This window comes from Aureimonas sp. Leaf454 (genome assembly GCF_001424685.1).
GTDB lineage: Bacteria > Pseudomonadota > Alphaproteobacteria > Rhizobiales > Rhizobiaceae > Plantimonas.
In genome coordinates this window covers 1-21,198 of sequence record NZ_LMQT01000001.1, presented here as the reverse complement: position 1 = coordinate 21,198, position 21,198 = coordinate 1, and the positions used below count along the sequence as shown (strand labels likewise).

The window sequence follows — 21,198 nt, the reverse complement described above, 5'->3', positions numbered from 1 at the left end:
GCTCCCATGACGACCTTTTCCTGTTCCTTCCACGACCTCGCCGGCCTTGACGAGGCCGCGCGCGCTCGGCTTCTGCGCCGCTCCGAGACGGATCTGGCGGCCTTCGTGGAGAAGGTCCGGCCGATCATCGCCGCGGTGCGCAGCGAAGGGGATGCGGCGCTCCTGCGCTTCGCGCGCGAACTCGACGGCGCGGACGTCGCGCCCGGCGCGCTGCAGGCCAGCGAGGCGGAGTTCGATCGCGCCTTCGCGACCGTCGAGCCGGACGTGGTGGAGGCCATCCGCTTCGGCATCGACAACATCCGCCGCTTCCACGAGGAGCAGAAGCCCGAGCCCATGTGGTTCAAGGAGATGCGTCCCGGCGCCTTCGCGGGGGACCGCTGGACACCGATCCAGTCCGCCGCGCTCTACGTGCCGCGCGGCAAGGGCGCGTTTCCCTCCGTCACCATGATGACGAGCGTTCCGGCCGTCGTCGCCGGGGTGCCGGACCTTTGCATCCTGACGCCGCCGACGGCGGACGGCTCGGTCGATGCCGCGACGCTCGTCGCCGCGCGTCTTGCCGGCGTCGAGACGGTCTACAAGGTCGGCGGCGCGCAGGCGGTGGCCGCCGCCGCCTACGGCACCGAGACGATCCGGGCGAAGATCAAGATCGTCGGTCCCGGCTCGCCCTTCGTCGTCGCGGCCAAGAGCCTGCTCTCCGGCGTCCTCGACACGGGCCTTCCCGCCGGACCCTCCGAAGCCGTCGTCTTCGCGGACGAGACCGTCGACGGGGCGCTCGCCGCGCTCGATCTCCTGATCGAGGCCGAGCACGGACCGGATTCCTCGGCCTATCTGGTGACGCACGAGAGGCGCGTGGCGGAAGAAGCGATGGCCGCGCTGCCCGGCCATCTCGCCCGCATGACCGAGCAGCGCCGAGCCTTCGCGAGCGCGGTTCTCTCCGGCGCCTATGGCGGGATCGTCCTCACCGCGTCGCTGGAGGAGAGCTATCGCTTCATCAACGACTATGCCCCGGAGCATCTCGAGATCCTGTCGGTCGAGCCGTTCCGTCACCTCGGCCGGATCACCGAGGCGGCCGAGATCCTCATGGGGCCGCACACGCCCGTGACGCTCGGCAATTTCGTGCTCGGCCCGAACGCCGTCCTGCCGACGAGCCGCTGGGCGCGCACCTTTGGACCGCTCTCGGTGACGGATTTCCTGAAGCGATCCTCGATCGGCTACGTCACCTCGGCCGGCTATCCCGAACTCGCGCTCCACGCCCGACGCCTCGCGCGCTACGAGGGGTTTTCCTCGCACGAGAACGCGGTGTCGGAGATGCGCGACGAGATCCTCGGGCGTCCCCGGCGATGACGGAGGAAAGACCCGGCCGGGAGAGCCGATGCCGTCGCCGGACCGGACGCGGTGCCGCATGACGGCGCTGCCCGAGGCCGCGAGCCCGCTCTACGAACGGGTGAAGCATTATGTCCGAGACCTGATCCGCGACGGCCAATGGCGGCTCGACCAGCGCTTGCCGTCCGAAAACGACCTCGTCCAGTCGCTCGGGGTCTCCCGCATGACGGTGAACCGGGCGCTGACGGAACTGACGCGGGAGGGCGTCCTCAAGCGCATCCAGGGCGTCGGCACCTTCGTCGCGGCGCCGCGTCCGCGCTCGGCGCTCGTCGAGGTCGCCAATATCCCCGCCGAAATCGGCGCGCGCGGCCACCGCCATCGCGCCGACGTCCTGACCCTTGGCCGTGTCGTGCCGGCGGCGGCGATCCTCGCCTCCTTCGAATTCGCGGCGCAGCGCGACGTCTTCCATTCGCGGATCGTGCACTACGAGGACGATGTGCCGGTCCAGTTCGAAGAGCGCTTCGTCAATCCCGATCTCGCGCCCGATTACGACCGCCAGGATTTCGCCCGCGTCTCCACGCTCGACTATCTCCAGAGCGTGACCGCGCTGACGGAGATCGAGCACGTCGTCTCGGCGATCGCCGCCGACGAGGAGACGGGCCACCATCTCGACGTCGCGCCGGGCGAGCCCTGCCTTCTCCTGCACCGGCGGACCTGGACAGGGCCGACGGTGGCGACGGTCAATCGCCTTCTCTATGCCGGCAGCCGCCATTGCCTCGGCAGCCGCTACAAGCCGACGAGCCCCTCATGACGATCGCCTTCGCCAACGTGGCGGATGCGCGCCGCCTCGCGCGGCGCCGCCTGCCGAAGATCTTCTTCGACTATGTCGACGGCGGCGCCTCGGCCGAGGCGACGCTCGCCGCCAACACCGGCGATTTCGATCGCCTGTCGCTGCATCAGCGCGTTCTTGCCGGCCTGGAGCCGCGCGACCTGTCGACCGTCTTCCTCGGACAGCGCCATGCGCTCCCCTTCATGCTGGGCCCGGTCGGCTTTCTCGGCCTCTTCGCCGGCGGGGGCGAGATCCTCGCGGCGCGCGCCGCCCACGCAGCCGGCATTCCGTCCTGCCTGTCGAACTTCTCCATCGCCTCGCTCGACGATCTCCGTCGGGCCGGCTGCGCGGGTCCGCTGCAGTTCCAGCTCTATGTCCTGAAGGATCGGGGCCTCGCGGACGAGTTCCTCGCGGCGGCGCAGGCGGCCGGCGTCGAGACGCTTCATCTGACCGTCGACACCGCCGTGACCGGCATCCGCGAGCGCGACGCGCGGAACGGCTTCCGCGCCGCGACGCGCATCGGGCCGAGGATGGGGCTCGGAATGGCCCTTCGGCCGGCCTGGGTCGTCGACATGTTGCGCGCGGGCCGGCCCGGCGTCGGCGCGGTGCGCGGACGCGCCGAGTTCGGCGCCAACATTCTCGAACAGGCCGGCACGCTGTCGCGTCTGATCGATCCCGCTCTGTCCTGGGCGGATGTCGACCGGCTGCGCGAGCGCTGGTCCGGGCGCATGACGATCAAGGGCATCCTCCATCCCGAGGATGCCCGGCGGGCGCGGCAGGCGGGTGTCGATGCGATCGTCGTATCCAACCACGGCGGACGGCAGCTCGACGGCGCGCGCTCGACCGTCTCGGCGCTGCCCGGCATCGTCGAAGCCGCGGACGGGCTGGAGGTCCTTCTCGACGGCGGCATCCGTCGGGGAACGGACATCGTGAAAGCTCTCGCGCTCGGCGCCTCCGGCGTTCTTCTCGGCAGGGCCTATGCCTGGGGAATCGCGGCCGGCGGGGAGGCGGGTGCGGCCCGCGTCATCGCGCTCCTGAAGGAGGAGATCGACGTGACGCTGGCGCTGATGGGCCTCTCCTCGGTGGATGAACTGAAGCGCCTCGGCCGGGATGCGTTCGTCGACCGCGACGTCTTCGGACCGGCGGATCGGTCCTGACGCCGATGTCGGCGCCCGCTGCGGCGAATCCGAGCGCCCCTCCGCCGCCCCGGGACCTGCGTGCCGTCCGGCGCGATCAGGGCGTCTCGTCGTGGGGTTCTTCGACGCTGACATCGACGAGCGCCTGCGCGGCCTCCGCCAGCGGCTGGCGCGTGAAGCCTTTCAACCCGGCATGCGCTTCGAGATCCCGCTCGATCTCGACCGGCGAGATCGCATAGGCGGTGACGAGCTCGGCGACGGAGCGGAGCGCGTGCATGTGGATCCGCTCCCAACCGTGCGAGGCGTCGACGCCGAAGGTGACGAGCGCCGTGCGCACGTCGTGACCCGCTTCGATGGCGGATGCCGAATCCGATCGATAGTATCGGAAGATGTCCTTCTGGTAGCGGATGTCCTCGTCCTTGCAGAGGCGCACGAGCTTCTTGGTGAGATGGTAGTCGAAGGGTCCGGTCTGGTCCGCCATGGCGATGGTCACCCCGAACTCGGACGAGTTCTGACCGGGCGCCGACGTGCCGTTGTCGATCGCGACCATCGAGGCGACGTCGGGCTCGAGGATGGAGGCGGCGCCGACACCGACCTCTTCGGCGATCGTGAACAGCCAGTGCGTGTCGACGGGCGTTACCGCGCCTTCACGCTCCAGCGCCTGGATGGCGGCGAGCGTGATCGCGACGCCGGCCTTGTTGTCGAGATGGCGGGAGACGATGAAGCCGTTCTCCAGAAACTCCGGCTGGGGGTCGATCGCCACGATGTCGCCGATCTCGATCCCGAGCCGATCGACCTCCGCGCGGCTGCGCGCCATCGCGTCGATCCGCAGCTCCACGTGGTCCCAGCCGATGGGAAGCGTGTCGATCTCCTCGTTGTAGGTGTGGCCGGATGCCTTCAGGGGCAGGATCGTGCCGCGATAGGCTCCTTTCTCGGAGAAGATCGTCGTTCTCGCCCCTTCGGCGAAACGCGCGGACCAGGTGCCGATCGGCACAAGTTCCAGCCGGCCGTTGGCCTTGATCGCCTTCACCTGGGCGCCGAGCGTGTCGACGTGGCTGACGATGGCGCGCGACGACGCTCGGCGGCTGCCCTGGCGAACCGCCACGATCGCGCCTCGGCGCGTCAGCTCCACCTTGAGGCCGAGCCGCTCCAGCTCCAGCGAGACATGGCGCACGATCGTATCCGTGTAGCCGGTCGGGCTCGGAATGGAGAGAAGCGCCCGCAACTGCTCGGCGAGATAGGGGGTGTCGATCGAAAGGCGGGGCATTTTCGGTCCGTCGTTCAGGGCGTTCGGGCGGCTCGCGCGGCGGCGGTCACGCTCATCGGGAAAAGGAGATCGACGAAGCGCTCTGCGGTCGGCTGGGGCTCGTGGTTGGCGAGGCCCGGCCGTTCATTCGCTTCGATGAAGACGTAGTCCGGATCCTGCGGGGACTTCACCATGAAGTCGATCCCGCAGACAGGGATGGCAATCGCGCGCGCGGCGGCCACCGCCGCGGCGACGAGGCTGGGATGGACGTCGGCCGTCACGTCGTGGATCGTCCCGCCCGTGTGGAGATTGGCGGTGCGTCGAACGCCGATCCGTTCGCCTTCGCCCGGAACGTCGTCGAGTCCGCGGCCGGCCTGTCCGATGCAGCGCTCGGTTTCCGCGTCGAGCGGCACGCGGCTCTCGCCGCCGGTCGCCGCCGATCGCCGGCGCGACAGGTGCTCGATCAGCTCGCGGATGGTGGAGCGGCCGTCGCCGACGACGATTGGCGGCTTGCGCAACGCAGCGGCGACGAGGACGTAGTCGATCATCACGAGGCGGAGATCCTCGCCCTCGAAGCAGGCTTCGAGAAGGACCCGATCGGATTGTTCGCGGGCGATCGCGATCGCCGCCGCGGCATCGCCGGGATCGTCGATTCCGACGGCGACGCCGCGACCCTGTTCGCCCCGCGCCGGTTTGACGACGATCGAACCGTGACGCTCGATGAAGGCGGCGAGGCGTCCGGCATCGCCGTCCGCCTCGATCTGCTCGGGTACGACGACGCCCGCGGCTTCCACGATGCGCCGCGTCACGGCCTTGTCGTCGCAGATGGAGACGGCGACGCCCGTCGTGAGTTCCGACAGGCTTTCCCGGCAGTGGATCGAGCGGCCGCCGTAGGACAGCCGGAAGAATCCGCCCTCGGCATCGGTGACCTCGGCGTGGATTCCCCGCCGGCGCGCCTCGTCGACGATGATGCGGGCATAGGGGTTCAAGGCCTCGTAGCCCTCCGCTGCGCCGACGAAGAGCCGCTCGTTGATCTCGTTCTTGCGTTTGATCGTGAAGACCCGCAGCCGCTCGAAGCCGAGCTTCTCATAGAGCGCGATGGCGGAGAGGTTGTCGTGGAGGACGGAGAGATCCATCGTTGCGCGACCGGCGTCGCGGAAGCGTTCGGCGAGACGGCGCACCAGCATCTCGCCGATGCGCGGACGCGTCGCCTGGGGATCGACGGCCAGGCACCAGAGCGAGGAGCCGTTGTCGGGATCGCCGAAGGCGCCGACATTGTCGACCCCCATGACGGTGCCGACGACCTCGCCGGTCGCCTCGTCCTCGGCCACCAGATAGGTCAGCACCGCGCTCTCGCGGTTGGTCCAGATGAAGTCGGGGTCGACCTGGACCATGCCGTGGATCTGGTAGATGCGGTTCATGGCGGCCGCGTCGGCCGGCGACGACAATCCTCGAATGGCGATGCCCGGTGCGGGCCGGTCCGCCTCGCCATAGCGCGAAAGATCGAGCCGGAAGCTGTGCGAGGGGTCGAGGAAGACCTCCTGTGGCGCATGGGCGAGAACGACGTGGGGGTCGCGGATATAGAAGCTGATGTCGCGACGCTCGGGGCGCTCTTCGCGCAGGCGTTCGATCAGAGCCGCCGCGTCGTCGAAGGTCTGTCCGAAGATCAGCCGCCCCCAGCCGCAGTCGACATGGGCGTTCGACGTCGGAACCGGTCCACGCGCCTCGCTCATCCGCCCACTCCGTGTTGCTGGAGCCACATTTCGAGCAGCGCGACCTGCCAGAGCTCCGAGCCCCGCAGCGGCGTGATGTGGGCCGTCGGATCGGCAAAGAGCGTCTCGAGATAGCTCGTCTGGAACAGGCCGCGCGATCGGGCCGGTTCGGACGTCAGATGGTCCCGCACCATGTCGAGATAGGGTCCCGAGATGTATTTCAGTTGCGGCACGGGAAAATATCCCTTCGGCCGATCGATCACCGCGTGCGGAACGACGAGGCGGGCGACCTCCTTGAGGACGCCCTTGCCCTCCTGCTTCAGCTTCTCGGCGGCCGGGATGCGCGCGGCAAGTTCGACCAGTTCGTGGTCGAGGAAGGGCACGCGCGCTTCGAGGCCCCAGGCCATGGTCATGTTGTCGACCCGCTTCACCGGGTCGTCCACGAGCATCACGTTGGCGTCGATGCGCAGGGCCTTGTCGACGGGGTCCTCGGCGCCGGGCAGCGCGAAGTGCCGCTCGACGAAGGCGCGCGACACGTCCCCGTCCGCCAGCCAGGCGGGCGAGAGCTGACGACGCAGAACCGCGTCGCTGCGGTCGATGAAGGCCCCGGCATAGGTGCCGACGGGATCGGCGGCGCCGGCCATCGGCGGATACCAGTGATAGCCGCCGAAGATCTCGTCCGCCCCCTGGCCGGACTGAACGACCTTGATGTGCCGGGAGACCTCGCGGGAAAGCAGGTAGAAGCCGACATTGTCGTAGGAGACCATCGGCTCCGACATGGCGGCGATCGTGCCGGGGAGATGCGCCATGAGTTCGCTCGACGGCACGAAGATCTTGTGGTGCTGCGTTCCGTAATGGTTCGCGATCAGGTCGGAATAGACGAACTCGTCGCCCTTCTCGCCGTTCGCTTCTTCGAAACCGATCGAGAAGGTGGTGAGGCCCGCCTGTCCCGCCTCGGCGAGAAGGCCGACGATCAACGAGGAATCGACGCCGCCCGAGAGGAGGACGCCCACCGGAACGTCCGCGACCATGCGGCGCTTCACCGCCGTCTTCAGGGACTCCAGAAGGAGGTCGCGCCAGTCGTCGGACCTCAGGGCCTCGTCGCCGGCCTGCGGTCCGAACGGCGCGGACCAATAGACCTCGTCCTTGAAGGCGCCGTCGCGCTCCACGATCCGGACGGTGGCGGGCGGCAGCTTGCGCACGCCCGAGAGGATCGTCAGCGGCGCCGGCACGACGGCGTGGAAGCTCATGTAATGGTGAAGCGCGACGCGGTCGATCGAGGTGTCGACGTCGCGGGTGCGCAGGATCGCGGGGAGGGACGAGGCGACGTAGAGCCGCTCCGGCGTCTGCGAAAGATAGAGCGGCTTGATGCCGAACCGATCGCGCGCCAGGATCACGCGTCCGCTGTCGCGCTCGTGGATCACGAAGGCGAACATGCCGTGGAGCTTCTTCACGCAGTCCGGGCCGAAGGCATGATAGGCCTTGAGGATGACCTCGGTGTCGCCGGTCGAGAAGAATCGGTAGCCCTTGGCCTCGAGCTCCCGGCGCAATTCCGGATAGTTGTAGATGCAGCCGTTGAAGGCGATGGTGAGGCCGAGTTCGGGATCGACCATCGGCTGTTCGGCCTTTTCCGACAGATCGATGATCTTCAGGCGGCGGTGTCCGAGCCCGACTCGGCCGCGGACAACCTGTCCGCCTCCGTCTGGTCCCCGGCGCTCCAGGCACGCGGCCATGGCCGAGATCCGTTCGGCCGAAGCCGATCGTCCATCGAACCGGATCTCAGCGCAGATTCCACACATGGGGCATCCTTCCAGTTTGCCGTCGCTCTCCATTCCGACCGCGGCGACCGCGACCGCCATGGCCCGATCGCGCCGCGACGGTCCGAGGCGTGTCCTGCCCTAATGCACAAAAGGAAGGAGTGTTGCGCCGCAGCGATGGGAATGAACGGAGGTCGCTCTGCCCGAGGGCCTCTGTCGGGTGCTTCCGGCGACTCGTTCGGAGGTCGCATCCTTGCATCCACCTTTGCAATCGGCGGCGGTGGTCGGAACCTGAGGAGACAGCTAAGATCTTGAACCTGGATGTCGGTCGAAGCCCTCACATGTTGAAGGAGACGCGCGGAGACGAGGAAATGCCGCGGTACTTCTTTCATGTGGTTTCGACCACTGGGACGGTTCACGATCCAGAGGGGAGCGAACTGGCCGATCTCGACGCCGCGTTGGACGAGGCGATCGAAAATGCACGCGATGCGATGAGCCGGTCGATCTCGCGTGGCCACGACGTTTCGCGACGAGATGCCATACGGATCTGCGACGAGGGCGGCCTGGTGCTCCGCGTCGTACCCTATACGGACGCCATTCTCTCCGATGGCGACTGACGGTCGTGTGGGCTCGCCCGCGCCGCCATGGCCAGCGCGTCGCCAACCGTTGGATCCGCGACGGTTCCAAGCCCGACCGTTCGACCTTGGTCGCCCGGTTCCTCCCGGTCGGCGCAGACCTCCCGCTTCAGCCGCCGCACGGGGGCAAGGCGGCTTTTCGAACAGGACCTCGGCGATATCGGCGCGGCAGAGGGCGTTTTCCCGCTCCTAGAGACGCGGTGGCGGATATCCGCTCTCGATTTCGCGCCGCAAACGGCTCGCGGCGAGCGACGGCAGTTGCGCTGGCATGAGGCCCCGTCTATCCCGTCCGGACTTTCTCGCCGGCTGCGTTCGCCTCGCGGCGTCGAACGTGTCATGTCGTGGGGTCGCAAGGTGTCCCGTTTCGATCTCGGAAGACAGCCTGATGAGGCCAAAGCCATGCCGGCTGACGTGAACACTGCGACGCCCATCGAGCCGATCGGCTCGAGCGGCCATGCAGGAAGCTTTCGGACGCTTTTCATCGGCTCGATCGGCGTGGTCTACGGCGATATCGGGACGAGCCCGCTCTATGCGTTGCGCGAGGCGCTTCATCATGCCTCGAGCGGCGGCTTCAGCGAAAGCGAGGTGCTCGGCGTCGTGTCGCTGCTGCTCTGGACGCTGACGCTGATCGTCTCGCTGAAATACGTCGCCATCATCCTGAAGGCCGACAACAACGGCGAAGGCGGGACGCTTTCCCTCCTGGCGCTCGCCATCAAGGCGATGGGGCGAAAGCCCTTCCTTCTCGGCATCGGTGTGCTCGGCGCCTCGCTGTTCTACGGCGACGCCGTCATCACTCCCGCCATCTCGGTGCTCTCCGCGGTCGAGGGCCTGAAGATCGTCGCGCCCGGCTTCGACGGCTACGTGCTCCCCATCACCATGGCGATTCTCGTCGGCCTTTTCGCGATCCAGGCGCGGGGGACGGGCAGCGTCGCGCGGTGGTTCGGTCCCATCACCCTCGTCTGGTTCGCGGTGATGGCGCTGCTCGGCCTCTCCCATATCGGCGACCAGCCCGACATTCTCTGGGCGATCAGCCCGCACCAGGCCGTGATCTTCATCTGGAATCATGGCTTCATTTCGCTGGCCGTCCTCGGCTCTGTCTTCCTGGCCGTGACGGGCGCGGAGGCGCTCTATGCGGATATGGGGCATTTCGGCCGGCGGCCGATCCGGCTCGCCTGGGGCACCGTCGTCTTCCCCGCGCTCGCCCTCAATTATCTCGGGCAGGGAGCGCTGATCCTCAACGACTCCTCCGCGATCGAGAATCCGTTCTTCCTGCTGGCGCCGGAATGGGGCGTGCTGCCGCTCGTGTGCCTCGCGACGGTCGCCACCGTCATCGCCAGCCAGGCGGTGATCACCGGCGCCTTCTCCGTCACGCAGCAGGCCATGCTGCTCGGCCTTCTGCCGCGCATGAAGGTCGCACACACGTCGGAAACGCAGTTCGGCCAGATCTACATCGCGCGGGTCAACTGGTATCTCCTCGTCGTCGTTCTCGCGCTCGTCTTCACCTTTCGCTCCTCCAGCGAACTTGCGAACGCCTACGGGATCGCGGTGACCGGTGACATGGTCGTGACGACCACGCTCGCCTTCCTCGTCTTCTGGCGGTTCTGGAAATGGTCGCTGGTCAAGGCTCTCGCGATTTTCGTGCCGTTTCTGCTTCTGGAGCTCGTGTTCCTCGGATCGAACCTCCTGAAGGTCGTCGACGGCGGGTTCGTTCCCCTGTTCTTCGCCGCAGCGCTGGCGCTCCTGATGTGGACGTGGATCCGCGGCACCCGGATCGTCTTCGACAAGGCGCACAAGGAGAGCATCTCCCTCGACAGCCTCGTCGCGATGCTCGCCAAGTCGCATCCGGTCAGCGTTCGCGGAACGGCCGTCTACCTGACTTCGGATCCCGAAATGGCGCCGAGCGCGCTGATGCACAATCTCAAGCACAACATGGTCCTGCACGAGCGCAACGTCATCGTGACCGTGAAGATCTCGAACTCGCCCTTCGTGGCGGACGAGGACCGGGTGCAGGTCGTCGAGGTCGCCGATGGCTTCACGCGCGTTCACATGACCTTCGGCTATTCGGAGGAGCCGAACGTGCCGCGAGCGCTGAAGCTCGCCAAGCAGCAGGGCTTGAAATTCGAGATCATGGCGACCTCGTTCTTCCTCAGCCGCCGCTCCTTCCGCGCTTCCTCGACGTCCGGCATGCCCGTCTGGCAGGACCGCATCTACATCGCCATGGCGCGTTCGGCCGCGGATGCGACGGGTTTCTACAAACTGCCCGCCAACCGCGTCGTCGAACTCGGCCAGCAGTTCACGGTCTGAGAAAGAGGAGTTCGGCGACGTTCCGAGCGGTCGCGCAGGGTTTGGCCTGCGGGCCGTCTCCGGCCGTTGTCTGGGCAGCGCCGACCGGATGCTGGCCTCCCGATCTCGCCCGCCGCCGTCGAGGACGGTGATCGTCGTGTCGACGCGCTCTCAGTCGCCATCGCCATCCGCTCGGGACTGAAGAGGTTCGGGCGGTTCGATCCTGATATCACCGGGTCCTCGTCAGGCCGGATGGGCGTCTGATGGCATGCACCCGTAGTTCGCCTGGACCTTGCCGATTGGCGGGATGGCGAGGTCGATCCGACGAATCCCTGCCGCTCCGCTGCCGAAATCCGACGGGCTCCGCAGCGAAGGCTGCGAAGTCCATCGGGCTTGCGCAAGGCCGCTAGCTGCTCAGCCGGCGACCGCCGCGGCGTAGTTTTCCGAGACTTTGGTCCAGTTGACCGTGTCCCACCAGGCCTTCAGGTAATCGGCCCGCCGGTTGTTGTACTTGAGATAGTATGCGTGCTCCCAGACGTCGTTGCCGATCACCGGCTTGCCGCGCGTTTCCGCGATGTCCATCAGCGGATTGTCCTGGTTCGGCGTCGAGGTGACCGCGAGTTCGCCGGCGTCGTTCACGATGAGCCAAGCCCAGCCCGAGCCGAAGCGGCCCGTGCCGGCCTTGTTGAAGGCTTCCTTGAACGCGTCCATCGAGCCGAACGACGCGTCGATCGCCGCCTTCAGTTCGGGCGATGGCTCGCCCCGCTGGCCCTCCGGCGCCATGATCTGCCAGAAGAAGCTGTGGTTCCAGTGACCGCCGGCATTGTTGCGGATCGTCGCCGACTGCTGACCCGCCGTGGCGACAAGCTCCTCGAGCGTCTTGCCGGCCAGCGCCGCATCCGCCTCGACCGCTCCGTTGAGGGCGGTGACATAGGCTTGGTGATGCTTGGAGTGGTGTAGCTCCATGGTTTGCGCGTCGATCGTCGGCTGAAGCGCATCATAGGCGTAGCCGAGTTCGGGCAGCTTGAAGGCGCCGGTCTGAGCGGCCGCGGGAGCCGCCGGGGTCGCTGCGTCGGAACTCGCCTGCGCGGCGACCGGCTGGACCATGAAAGGGGACCCGCATACGAGCGCGAGGGCGATCATCGACGTGGCGATGCGGTGTTTTTGCATTCGGAAGCTCCGGTTGAGGAAAAGGCTCTCTCATGCCGAATGGATGCGAAGAGGTACCGTTTCAAAAACAAGTTGTGATCGGTGGCGGACGCCGCGACGGGCCGTGGTCTCGTCCGCGAACGGGACGTCGTCATCTGACCCTGCAAGGAAGCGATTCCCGGTCTATCGAGCAAACTCCGTCGTCACGGATCTTGGCACGCGCTTCGACCCGCTCGATGCGACCGGACGACGCCTCGGCAAGGCTCTCGACAACACGACGGCGACGGAGCTTCGATCGCCTTGATGCCGTTCAGGTCGGGGGAGCGCCGAGATCCGACGCCCCGCCATTCCCTCTCATTCGCGCCCGATCCGCAGACGAACCGCCGTGTGAAACGACGTTGGTGCCGTGCTTGAACTCTTGTGCGACGTCACAAACCACGCCGCTATTTTCCATGTCCTCGAACGTCTTGCCGATATTGCTGTGCGGCTTCAGCGCCGTGCGCAGGACGATCGGTGTCCCCTGCGCTTGCACGACGATCTCTTTCTCGATCGGCTTCCAGGTTGGCCGGACAATGAATTCAGGCGAAATCCGCTGTGCCGGGTGCATCGCACCGACCTCGTTTTGGACGTAACCAGTGCGCGAAGGCTTGCCGGGCCATCGTATCGGCGAAGCCAGGATGTTCAGCGGGCCCAGGGTGGACGTACCGCCGGGCGTCGCATCGGCGAGGACGCCTTTCGACGTCTCGCCGCGTGAGAGAAGCCGGCCGCGATGTCCCGAACGACATGACCAGGTGAATCCTCGTCCCGCCGCCAGCTTCGCTGTTGAACCCTGCTTGTCCGGTTCGTTCGAAAGACCTCGCTTCAGACGCCGATCCTAGCACGGTGGCTTGGACCTTTCGGGCGGGTTTCGTCGCTCGCTTCCTCGCGCAGCATCTGAAGTTCGCGGCCCATGACATCGACGACCGCCACGAGGTTTGTCATGATCAGTGCAACCGCGCGCAGGATGCGCGAGCGACGCTTGCGATCTTCGACCCGCTTCAGGAATTTCGAGAGGTGAGCGCGCGAAAATCCGATGTTCGCAAGATAGAGAAGAAGCTCAAGATCGCCTTTGGAGACGATCTGGTTCTTCGATAGCAGCGTCTGCAACGTCTTGATCTCGACGCCCTCGATCGGACGCGGCGGTGGCCAGCCGGGGATCATCGCGGCATTGAGGATGAACGAGGCGAGGATGCCGGCGCGCTCTGTGCCGGCTGGCAACATCGGTTCGTGACCACCAAAACCCAAGTCCTGAAGCGCCTGCGTGGCCGCGTCCAGATCCGTGCCGTCCGCGCTGAAGGGCATGGGATAGGCCCCTTCCGTCGGTGAGCGGACTGCGGGTGAAGGCCCTCGGTCGAAAAGAATCATGCCGGTATTCTCAGCGGCAGTTTCCGGCTGCGGCTCCGCGATGACGGGATCGGACCTCGATGCGATCGGAATCGCAGGCGAACTCGGCCTGGAGGCCTCCGCCGTCCAGACCGATGGTGGCGTGGCGCGGCCGTCGCTACCGAAATCTCGCGACAGGCCGCCCGTTGCGCTCGCCGAGGGCGATTTTGTGGTCGCGGTCCTGTCCCCCGTCCTCTCCAGAGCGGGCGGGCCTTGCACCGGGTCGACCTCCGCCCCCAGAGCAAGCGAGACCGCCTCGTGTGGCGGTTGTGCGGAAAGGGCCACGTCCTCTGCCGGACGGGTCCCATTCGACAGCGCCGCATGGGCCCCATCCGAAGGATCGTGAGTGCGGGTGAAAGGTTCAGGGACGCGGGTGACGGCGGTCGGGAGACCTTTCGTGCCGTTGGCATCGGGTGAGCGCGACCAGGGGTTCGCCTCCTTGTCTTGCGACGCGGCGGCGGCTTCTTGCGGGCTCAAAGCCAGACGGCCCTCGGAGGACGGAGAAACCATCGCGGCGGTGACGGCGCGGACGAGCGCGGCGAAGGCCGTGTCCTCGACTCCGGGAGCTGCGGCCGTGATGTCGCCCCCGGCATTGAAACTGGTCGAGAACCGGTTGAGAGATGCGACGCCGTCTCGTTCCGCGGATGGGGGAAGCACGGGCGCCCGCAGTCCGAACAGCGTGGCCGACAGGAGCCTGCGAGGAGCATCGGGCCGTGATGAAAATGACGGATCATCCGGCTCCGGCCAAGGTTCGGGGCTCTGCTCAACGCGTCCCGAGTCCCGCGCGCCGCTCGTTCGGTCGGGGCGGTGAACGTCCGATGATGGGAGAGGCGAAACGGGCGGCGGCGTGGCCAGCCGTTCGCCCCCGATATTGTTGGCGATGCGAATGAGAAGTTCGGCCTTCTCGGTGAGATGCTGCAGCGAGAGGGGGCCGTCGAGGCTCATCGTCAACGCGCCACGGGCGTGTCGGACGACATCGTGTTCATCGCGACGTCCAGCCTGGCCAGTTCGGCGAGAAGCTCCGGCGGCGTGTTCTCCCCCGCTGCCTGCCTGAACTTTGCGGCGTGATCCTGAGCGCCGGCCCGGTCGCCCCGTCGTATCGCGACCTCCACGGCGTGCAGGTGCGGAACATCCCAGGTCGGGCGATGGGCGATGGCGGTTTCGAACGCCAGCCTCGCGAAGACAAGATCGCCGCGTTTGCGGAGGCAAATTCCGAACCCGACCCAGTAATCGGCGTCTCGCGGGTCGGCGGCGCAGAGGGCGCGGAACAATTGCTCGGCCTTGTCGACCCGTCCGACGCTGAACCAGCGGTGCGCGCGCGCATACATGAATTCGCGGAGATGGGAGGGCAGTCCCAGTGCCGTGTCGATGTCGTGGCCGGCGCGCAGCCGTGCGAAGAAGCTCGTGCCATCGACACCGGAGGTCTTCAACAGATCGCTGCAGAGGTCCTCGACGAGGCGCGATTCCTCGCCCGAGAGACCGAGAAAGCCACCCGGGGCCTCTTCTCCCCCGGTCGCGAGCTTCGATCCAACGACTGCCCCATCGCCCATCTTCGCATCGTCCGATCGGCGAGAGTTCAGAGAGCCGCGCGCGCGGCTGCGATTCGACCAAGAAGCATGTCGGCTTCGCGGCGCACCACGTCATGTCCCGTTTGCTCCGCCAGGCCCAGCGCGTCGCCGAGATCCTGCTCGGCCTCGGCGAAGCTGCCCGTGTGGAAGCAGCTGCGACCGGACAGGAGGTAGCCACGGGGATCGGAGGGTGCGAGCGCGATGACCGCCGACGCGGCCTGCAGCGCGATGTAATGCTCGCCCATCGCGCTGGCGCAATTGGCGAGACCGACCTGAAAATCGACCTCGGTCGGCTGGCACAGGACCAGCACGGCGTAGAGACGCATCGCTTCGCCCTGATGGCCGCGGTTCAAGAGGTTCCTCGCGACCGTCAGCCCGATCTTGAGATCCTCCGGCTCCAGTCCGAGGTCTTTGCGCAGCTTGCCGTCGAGCAGGGCTGCGATCGTTTCGGCCTGCATGCCGTCGGTCGTCGGGATGGCGGACATCGGTAGACTCTCTTGGTTCGACAGGTTCACCTGGGTCACCCCGGATTTCAGGGACGGTCCGGACGCTGTCGGATTCATGGACGAAAAATCACGGCGGCTTCGGGTTCGGTCGAAGCGATGGAGCCTGTGGGAGACCGCGCGGGGACGAGGCGGACATCATTCCCCTTCAACTCGCCCGCGTAGAACTCGGCGATGCGCAACGTATCCTCGATCTTGGCGACGAACCGGGTCGTCGAAGACGCATCCAGGCGGTAGCTCGACGTGGCGACGAGACTTTGGGCTCCCGAAGGAGCGGCTCTCAGGAAGACGCCGGCGTCGCCGTCGACGAGAAATCCGAGATTGGTCCGCAGGATCTGGCTCACCTGCCTCGCGGCGCGGGCGGGATCCTCGGACAGAAGCCCCGCCACCGCCTCGATCAGAACGATGCCGCGACCGCTGTCGTAGAGATCGATGCCGATGCTCTCGATTCGAAGCCGCACGTGTTCGGGATCGACCATGCGTGGCTCCCCGAGCTTCAGCTCGGTCCAGAGAGCCCTTATCGCGGAGGGGAAGTCGTCGCGCTGCATGCCCGTCTCCTCGCCCGGCCGATCAGACCTTGGTCAACGCCCGCATCGCATCGACCTCGTTTTCCTGCATGTCCTTAAGAAAGCTGATCAACTGCTTGATCATTTCGTCCATGGCCTGCTGGAGTTCCTTCTTCTGGTCGCCGACCTGCTGCTGGTAGGTCGCATCGGCGGCGTCGCGGGCCCCTTGCGCGTCGTCGTGCTTGGCGTCGGCCTGCAGGCTGGCATCCGTGGTGCCGCCGACCGTCTTCATCCCCGAACCGACGGCCTCGCCGATCTGACCCGATGTCATGGCTCGCTGCGACCCCGCCTGCGCGATGTCGAACTTGGTTTTGTTCGTCGCGATATTGGCGTTGATATCGAACTTCACGCCCTTGGCCACGTCGGTGTCGATACCGTGCATGTCCGACAGTGCTTTGTTGCCGCTCTTCGTCTCGGCCATCGCACCCGTCATGGTCTTGATCTGGGAGCCTTGCTGGGCGACCGAGAGGCCTGCCGAAATTCCCGAGACCGCCGCGCTGAGCCCGCCGACGACGGCGTTGACGATCGCGCCGGTCATCATCTTGTCGGCGGACTGGTCCATCTCCTTGGCCTGTTCGAGCAATTGCGCCTTGGCGGCGTCGCGGGCGGCCATGCGATCGTCAAGGGCGCTCTGGCGCTGCTGGCCTGCAAACTCGATCATGGCGCGGCCGAGAAACTTCGCGATGTCGCCGACGAAGGCGACGACCGTCGAAGCCAATTCACTCACGTTTCGCGCGGCGGTGTCCAACCGGTCCAAGGTCGCCGTCAGTTCCTGCGGGGTGTCGACCTCGCCAGGAGCGAGGTTCGCGACCTGGCTGAGGAACTCCGCCTTCGCGACGGGCGGCAGTTTGTCGAATTTGGCCTGCACGCCGCTCTGGACCGTGTCCGCGAGGGACTTGGAGACGGTGAGGGCCGTCGCGTCCGCGTTGTAGAAGGACCGCGGAATTAGGCTGACGTCAGTGGTGATCATGTGGATGGCTCCTGCAATGGCTCGGAGAAAATCAGGCGCCGAACTGGGCGCGGCTCAAAGTCTGGCTGCGGTCCTGCATGCCGTCGGTGATGGCATCGAGCATGGCGTTGAACCGGTCGCCGGAGGCCATGAGGCGAGACAAGGCCTGGTCGATCATCTCGTCCAGGATTTGCATGGCGGCCTCGTTGCGTTTGGCGTCTGCTTCGAGCTTCTTGGCATCGGCCTTCAACATCGCGGATTCCGCTTGGATGCCGACGCCGGCTGCGGACACGCCGGCTTGAGCGACTTGGTTTGCGGTACTCACGGCACCCATGACAGACTTGGCGGTTTTCACGCCTTCCGAAACGTTCTTTGCGCTCATGAGCAGGCCGACAGCTTCGTCTGTCAGTTTGAACGACTCTTTGATGGCCCCCGCCACACTCTTCAGGAGGGCGCCGATCTTGAGACCGGCATCGACTCCCGCTTTGAGGGCGTTCGTGCCGGCATTCACCGCCGCCCTGATTCCGCTCGAGGGATCCTTGGCGGCCCCTACGACCGAGAGCGCGATGCCGAGAACGGCCACCGCGATGCCGAAGCCCATATCGGCCTTGGCGGCGGAGGCACGTGCCTCCGACTCCGACTTGCCTTGCGACAGGGACACCGCCATTTCGATATTGCCGGCGATGCCCATTCCGGTCGCAACCTTGACGGTTGAGTCGATCACCATGATCAAGGCCGTCACGGCACCGGCAATCGCCAACCCGGCGGCGATCTGGCCTCCCGGCAATATGTTGGCCACCTGCGCCAGGACCGCGCCGACGACCGCCAGAAGGGCACCCAACCATTCGAAGGCCAGCTTGATCTTGTCGAACAGGTTGTTGCTGCGAGACTCCTCGAGCTTCTTCGCGGCGTCTTCCAGCTTCTTCTCCTTCTCCCGCATCTCGGCCTTCTTGGATTCCTGATCCGTGTTGATCTTGGACTTCTGCGAAATGGCTTCGGTGTCGCGCATCGAAACCGCCACCTGAACGAGAAGGACCTCCGTATCGGTGTTGGAGCTGTTGGACATGAAGAAGCTGAGCGATGCGAGAACGCTGTCGGTCGGCATCTTCGGGGGCGAATCCGGCGCGGTCGTCGCAACACCCGCGACGCCCTTGCCGGTCTGCACGTCGGTCTTGCCGACCGTCTTGTCGGTGTTGAAGCGGCTGGTGTCGATCGGGGTCGATGATGGGGAGGAAATGGAAGACATGTCGGGGTCCTCGGGAGGCGGCCGGGCCGCGCGTTCGATGGGGGTCGGACGTCAAGATTCGCAGGACAGCCCGCTCACGCGGCCGCCGCGATTTCCGGGAGCGCCATCAGGCGCTCGACCTCCGCGAGCGTGCCCGGCTGCCCCTTGCCCTCCGCCGCGAAGATGCGGGCGGCGTGGAGGGCGCCGTAAGCCTGATCGTATTCGCGGGCGGCGATGAGGCATTCGCCCAGCCGGAGATATCCGAGAGGGTTGGTGGCGTCCTGCGCAAGGTGTTGATTTCCACTGAGAGCTGACCCAGGCAGCTTCGGTTTTTCCATCGAGAATTGACCCATGTTTGAACTCGTCTCCACGCCATCGGTGCGGGGACATCGGAGTNTGTTGATTTCCACTGAGAGCTGACCCAGGCAGCTTCGGTTTTTCCATCGAGAATTGACCCATGTTTGAACTCGTCTCCACGCCATCGGTGCGGGGACATCGGAGTGATCGACATGGAGTTATTGAGTGTCATTCGACGCTGGCGTCACCGAGACGACCTCTCGATCCGGGAGATCTCCCGGCGGAGCGGGCTTTCCAGGAACACGGTTCGTAAGTACCTGCGCGCCGATCGTTTGGAGCCGCAGTTCTTGGTTCCGGATCGTCCGAGCAAGCTTGATCCCTACGCCGACAAACTCTCGGCGATGCTGCGCGTCGAGACGGGCAAATCGCGCAAGCAGAAGCACACGATCAAGCAGTTGCATGCCGATCTGATGCGCCTTGGGTATGAGGGCTCCTACAATCGGGTCGCGGCCTTCGCTCGCGACTGGAAGGCAGCTCGTCACCGCGAGCAACAGACCACGGGCCGAGGCACTTTCGTGCCATTGGCGTTCGTGGCGGGCGAGGCGTTCCAGTTCGATTGGTCCGAAGACTGGGCGATCATCGCCGGCGAGCGGACCAAATTGCAGGTGGCCCACGTCAAGCTGTCCTACAGCCGCGCCTTCACCGTGCGGGCCTACCCGCTCCAGACCCACGAGATGCTGTTCGACGCCCATAACCACGCTTTCCGCGTTCTGGGCGGCGTTCCGCGGCGGGGCATCTACGACAATATGAGGACTGCCGTCGACAAGGTCGGGCGCGGCAAGCAGCGCCAGGTCAACATGCGCTTCTCGGCGATGGTCAGCCACTTCCTGTTCGAGGCCGAGTTCTGCAATCCAGCGTCCGGTTGGGAGAAAGGGCAGATCGAGAAGAACGTTCAAGATGCCCGTCACCGGCTCTGGCAGCCTATGCCTAACGTGTCGTCGCTGGACGCGCTGAACGATTGGCTGGAAAGGCGATGCCAGGATCTGTGGGCGCTGGCACCCCACCCGACCCAACCCGGCACGATTGCCGAAGCCTGGGCCGAGGAAGTCGGTCAACTGATGCCAACGCCTCGTCCGTTCGACGGGTTCGTCGAACATACCAAGCGCGTTTCTCCGACCTGCCTCGTTCATCTCGAACGCAATCGCTACAGCGTGCCGGCGTCCTTCGCCAATCGCCCGGTCAGCCTGCGCGTTTATCCCGACCGCATCGTCATCGTCGGCGAGGGGCAGGCCATCTGCGAACATCGCCGGATCTTTGCCCGATCGCATGATCGTCAGGGCCAGACGATCTATGACTGGCGACATTATCTGGCGGTCGTTCAGCGCAAACCCGGCGCCTTGCGCAATGGTGCGCCCTTCGCAGAACTGCCGGCAGCCTTCAAAACCTTGCAGCAGCACCTTCTCAAGGTACCCGGCGGGGATCGTGAGATGGTCGAGATCCTGGCCCTGGTCCTCCAGCACGACGAAGAGGTCGTGCTGTGTGCGGTCGACATGGCTCTCGAGGCTGGTGTTCCAACCAAGACCCACATCCTCAATCTTCTGCATCGCCTAATCGACGGAAAGCCGATCGCCCCACCGACTGTGCAGGCTCCCCGGGCGCTCGCGCTGACCACCGAGCCCCGTGCCAATGTCGAACGCTATGACGCCCTGCGCCGGACTGCGGAGGTGCGCCATGCGTCATAACCCGGCCAGCGGCGCTATTGTGATCATGCTGCGCAGCTTGAAGATGCACGGCATGGCACAAGCCGTCAGCGAACTGACCGAACAGGGTGCGCCGGCCTTCGAGGCGGTCATCCCGATCCTGTCACAGCTCTTGAAGGCCGAGACAGCCGAGCGGGAGGTCAGATCGACGGCCTACCAATTGAAGACGGCCCGCTTCCCGGCCTACCGCGATCTCAGCGGCTTCGACTTCGCCAGCAGCGAGGTCAATGAAGCCCTCGTCCGCCAACTTCATCGTTGCGAGTTCCTGGAGGACGCGCACAACGTCGTGCTGGTGGGAGGACCTGGAACAGGCAAGACCCACATCGCCACGGCTCTGGGCATCCAGGCCATCGAACACCATCACAAACGCGTTCGCTTCTTCTCCACCGTCGAGCTCGTCAATCTCCTCGAACAGGAAAAGGTCCAAGGGAAGAGCGGTCAGATCGCCGGGCGGCTCGTCCATTCCGATCTCGTCATCCTGGACGAGCTGGGCTACCTGCCGTTCAGCGCTTCGGGCGGTGCCTTGCTGTTCCACCTTCTCAGCAAGCTTTACGAACGCACCAGCGTCGTCATCACCACGAACCTCAGCTTCAGCGAATGGGCCACGGTCTTCGGGGACCCGAAGATGACAACCGCCTTGCTCGATCGCCTAACCCATCACTGCCACATCCTGGAGACCGGAAACGACAGCTTCCGCTTCAAGAACAGCTCAGCCAAAATCGAACGACCAACCCGGGAGAAAACTCGGAACTTGACCAAGGCCTGACCAGCCCAACATCGTCAAAGCCGGGTCAGTTCTTGATGGAAATCCTGGGTCAGCTCTCAGTGGAAATCAACA

18 protein-coding genes are annotated in these 21,198 nt (G+C 65.8%); 7 read left to right on the top strand and 11 right to left on the bottom strand.

What is annotated here, in order from left to right:
* The first annotated feature begins 6 nt into the window (after positions 1-6).
* Genes hisD through ASG43_RS00085 form a run of 3 tightly spaced genes read left to right on the top strand, consistent with a single transcriptional unit; the run spans position 7 to position 3,309 of the window.
* On the top strand, positions 7-1,344 hold the full coding sequence (gene hisD, locus ASG43_RS00095; RefSeq protein WP_056498829.1) for a histidinol dehydrogenase: 1,338 nt from the start codon (positions 7-9) through the stop codon (positions 1,342-1,344).
* Between the two features lie 58 nt (positions 1,345-1,402).
* Positions 1,403-2,134, top strand: a complete 732-nt coding sequence (gene hutC, locus ASG43_RS00090; protein ID WP_056500838.1) for a histidine utilization repressor — start codon at positions 1,403-1,405, stop codon at positions 2,132-2,134.
* Positions 2,131-3,309, top strand: coding sequence for an alpha-hydroxy acid oxidase (locus tag ASG43_RS00085; RefSeq protein ID WP_056498826.1), 1,179 nt, complete (start codon positions 2,131-2,133; stop codon positions 3,307-3,309). The genes hutC and ASG43_RS00085 overlap by 4 nt, the downstream gene beginning before the upstream one ends.
* 76 nt (positions 3,310-3,385) lie before the next feature.
* On the opposite strand, the gene ASG43_RS00080 is transcribed toward ASG43_RS00085, so the two are convergent.
* The 3 genes from ASG43_RS00080 to ASG43_RS00070 are packed head-to-tail and all read right to left on the bottom strand — an operon-like array spanning position 3,386 to position 8,045.
* Positions 3,386-4,555, bottom strand: coding sequence for an osmoprotectant NAGGN system M42 family peptidase (locus ASG43_RS00080; RefSeq protein ID WP_056498823.1), 1,170 nt, complete (start codon positions 4,553-4,555; stop codon positions 3,386-3,388).
* Positions 4,556-4,569: 14 nt separating this feature from the next.
* Entirely contained in the window at positions 4,570-6,267 is a 1,698-nt protein-coding gene (ngg, locus tag ASG43_RS00075) for an N-acetylglutaminylglutamine synthetase (RefSeq protein WP_056498820.1), read from the bottom strand.
* On the bottom strand, positions 6,264-8,045 hold the full coding sequence (locus tag ASG43_RS00070) for an N-acetylglutaminylglutamine amidotransferase (protein WP_056500835.1): 1,782 nt from the start codon (positions 8,043-8,045) through the stop codon (positions 6,264-6,266). The genes ngg and ASG43_RS00070 overlap by 4 nt, the downstream gene beginning before the upstream one ends.
* Positions 8,046-8,347: 302 nt before the next feature.
* Here ASG43_RS00070 and ASG43_RS00065 point away from each other — a divergent pair, with 302 nt between their 5' ends.
* Together ASG43_RS00065 and ASG43_RS00060 are read left to right on the top strand one after the other, a co-directional pair.
* Positions 8,348-8,620, top strand: a complete 273-nt coding sequence (locus ASG43_RS00065) for a hypothetical protein (protein ID WP_244487929.1) — start codon at positions 8,348-8,350, stop codon at positions 8,618-8,620.
* Positions 8,621-9,037: 417 nt separating this feature from the next.
* Positions 9,038-10,942, top strand: coding sequence for a potassium transporter Kup (locus ASG43_RS00060; protein WP_056498818.1), 1,905 nt, complete (start codon positions 9,038-9,040; stop codon positions 10,940-10,942).
* A 393-nt stretch (positions 10,943-11,335) separates the two neighbouring features.
* Here ASG43_RS00060 and ASG43_RS00055 read toward each other — a convergent pair whose 3' ends face one another.
* The 8 genes from ASG43_RS00055 to sctE form a co-directional block, all read right to left on the bottom strand.
* Positions 11,336-12,028, bottom strand: a complete 693-nt coding sequence (locus ASG43_RS00055; protein ID WP_056500827.1) for a superoxide dismutase — start codon at positions 12,026-12,028, stop codon at positions 11,336-11,338.
* Positions 12,029-12,380: 352 nt separating this feature from the next.
* Positions 12,381-12,677: a hypothetical protein gene (locus ASG43_RS00050; RefSeq protein ID WP_056498815.1), complete on the bottom strand. Its 297-nt coding sequence runs from the start codon at positions 12,675-12,677 to the stop codon at positions 12,381-12,383.
* A 254-nt stretch (positions 12,678-12,931) separates the two neighbouring features.
* Positions 12,932-14,437 carry a hypothetical protein gene (locus tag ASG43_RS22410; protein ID WP_156386310.1) on the bottom strand — a complete coding sequence of 502 codons (1,506 nt, stop codon included), beginning with the start codon at positions 14,435-14,437 and terminating at the stop codon, positions 12,932-12,934.
* Positions 14,438-14,439: 2 nt separating this feature from the next.
* The gene (locus ASG43_RS00040; protein ID WP_056498807.1) at positions 14,440-15,042 is read right to left on the bottom strand and encodes a hypothetical protein; all 603 of its coding nucleotides are present in this window, start codon (positions 15,040-15,042) and stop codon (positions 14,440-14,442) included.
* Positions 15,043-15,068: 26 nt separating this feature from the next.
* Positions 15,069-15,545 (bottom strand): hypothetical protein, encoded by a 477-nt coding sequence (locus ASG43_RS00035; protein ID WP_056498803.1) that lies wholly within the window; start codon positions 15,543-15,545, stop codon positions 15,069-15,071.
* A 74-nt stretch (positions 15,546-15,619) separates the two neighbouring features.
* Positions 15,620-16,111: a hypothetical protein gene (locus ASG43_RS00030; RefSeq protein WP_056498800.1), complete on the bottom strand. Its 492-nt coding sequence runs from the start codon at positions 16,109-16,111 to the stop codon at positions 15,620-15,622.
* Between the two features lie 22 nt (positions 16,112-16,133).
* Complete coding sequence (gene sctB / locus ASG43_RS00025) at positions 16,134-17,099, bottom strand: type III secretion system translocon subunit SctB (RefSeq protein WP_056498797.1); 966 nt, start codon at positions 17,097-17,099, stop codon at positions 16,134-16,136.
* A gap of 31 nt (positions 17,100-17,130) precedes the next feature.
* Positions 17,131-18,324 carry a type III secretion system translocon subunit SctE gene (gene sctE / locus ASG43_RS00020; RefSeq protein WP_056498794.1) on the bottom strand — a complete coding sequence of 398 codons (1,194 nt, stop codon included), beginning with the start codon at positions 18,322-18,324 and terminating at the stop codon, positions 17,131-17,133.
* Between the two features lie 488 nt (positions 18,325-18,812).
* Between sctE and istA the strand changes: the two genes are divergently transcribed.
* Together istA and istB are read left to right on the top strand one after the other, a co-directional pair.
* A complete protein-coding gene (istA, locus tag ASG43_RS00010; protein ID WP_156381419.1) occupies positions 18,813-20,342 on the top strand; it encodes an IS21 family transposase in 1,530 nt (509 codons plus the stop codon).
* The gene (gene istB, locus ASG43_RS00005) at positions 20,332-21,126 is read left to right on the top strand and encodes an IS21-like element helper ATPase IstB (protein ID WP_055845215.1); all 795 of its coding nucleotides are present in this window, start codon (positions 20,332-20,334) and stop codon (positions 21,124-21,126) included. Before istA ends, istB begins: the two co-directional genes overlap by 11 nt.
* Positions 21,127-21,198 lie beyond the last annotated feature (72 nt).

Excerpts from the sequence above, each read along its gene's own strand:
- ASG43_RS00060 (WP_056498818.1), top strand. The coding sequence starts at position 9,038 with ATGCCGGCTGACGTGAACACTGCGACGCCCATCGAGCCGATCGGCTCG.
- ASG43_RS00055 (WP_056500827.1), bottom strand. The coding sequence starts at position 12,028 with ATGGTCCAGCCGGTCGCCGCGCAGGCGAGTTCCGACGCAGCGACCCCG.
- ASG43_RS00040 (WP_056498807.1), bottom strand. The coding sequence starts at position 15,042 with ATGGGCGATGGGGCAGTCGTTGGATCGAAGCTCGCGACCGGGGGAGAA.
- ASG43_RS22410 (WP_156386310.1), bottom strand. The coding sequence starts at position 14,437 with ATGAGCCTCGACGGCCCCCTCTCGCTGCAGCATCTCACCGAGAAGGCC.
- ASG43_RS00035 (WP_056498803.1), bottom strand. The coding sequence starts at position 15,545 with ATGTCCGCCATCCCGACGACCGACGGCATGCAGGCCGAAACGATCGCA.
- hisD (WP_056498829.1), top strand. The coding sequence starts at position 7 with ATGACGACCTTTTCCTGTTCCTTCCACGACCTCGCCGGCCTTGACGAG.
- ngg (WP_056498820.1), bottom strand. The coding sequence starts at position 6,267 with ATGAGCGAGGCGCGTGGACCGGTTCCGACGTCGAACGCCCATGTCGAC.
- ASG43_RS00070 (WP_056500835.1), bottom strand. The coding sequence starts at position 8,045 with ATGTGTGGAATCTGCGCTGAGATCCGGTTCGATGGACGATCGGCTTCG.
- ASG43_RS00050 (WP_056498815.1), bottom strand. The coding sequence starts at position 12,677 with ATGCACCCGGCACAGCGGATTTCGCCTGAATTCATTGTCCGGCCAACC.
- ASG43_RS00085 (WP_056498826.1), top strand. The coding sequence starts at position 2,131 with ATGACGATCGCCTTCGCCAACGTGGCGGATGCGCGCCGCCTCGCGCGG.
- sctB (WP_056498797.1), bottom strand. The coding sequence starts at position 17,099 with ATGATCACCACTGACGTCAGCCTAATTCCGCGGTCCTTCTACAACGCG.
- ASG43_RS00030 (WP_056498800.1), bottom strand. The coding sequence starts at position 16,111 with ATGCAGCGCGACGACTTCCCCTCCGCGATAAGGGCTCTCTGGACCGAG.
- hutC (WP_056500838.1), top strand. The coding sequence starts at position 1,403 with ATGACGGCGCTGCCCGAGGCCGCGAGCCCGCTCTACGAACGGGTGAAG.
- sctE (WP_056498794.1), bottom strand. The coding sequence starts at position 18,324 with ATGTCTTCCATTTCCTCCCCATCATCGACCCCGATCGACACCAGCCGC.
- ASG43_RS00080 (WP_056498823.1), bottom strand. The coding sequence starts at position 4,555 with ATGCCCCGCCTTTCGATCGACACCCCCTATCTCGCCGAGCAGTTGCGG.
- istB (WP_055845215.1), top strand. The coding sequence starts at position 20,332 with ATGCGTCATAACCCGGCCAGCGGCGCTATTGTGATCATGCTGCGCAGC.
- istA (WP_156381419.1), top strand. The coding sequence starts at position 18,813 with ATGGAGTTATTGAGTGTCATTCGACGCTGGCGTCACCGAGACGACCTC.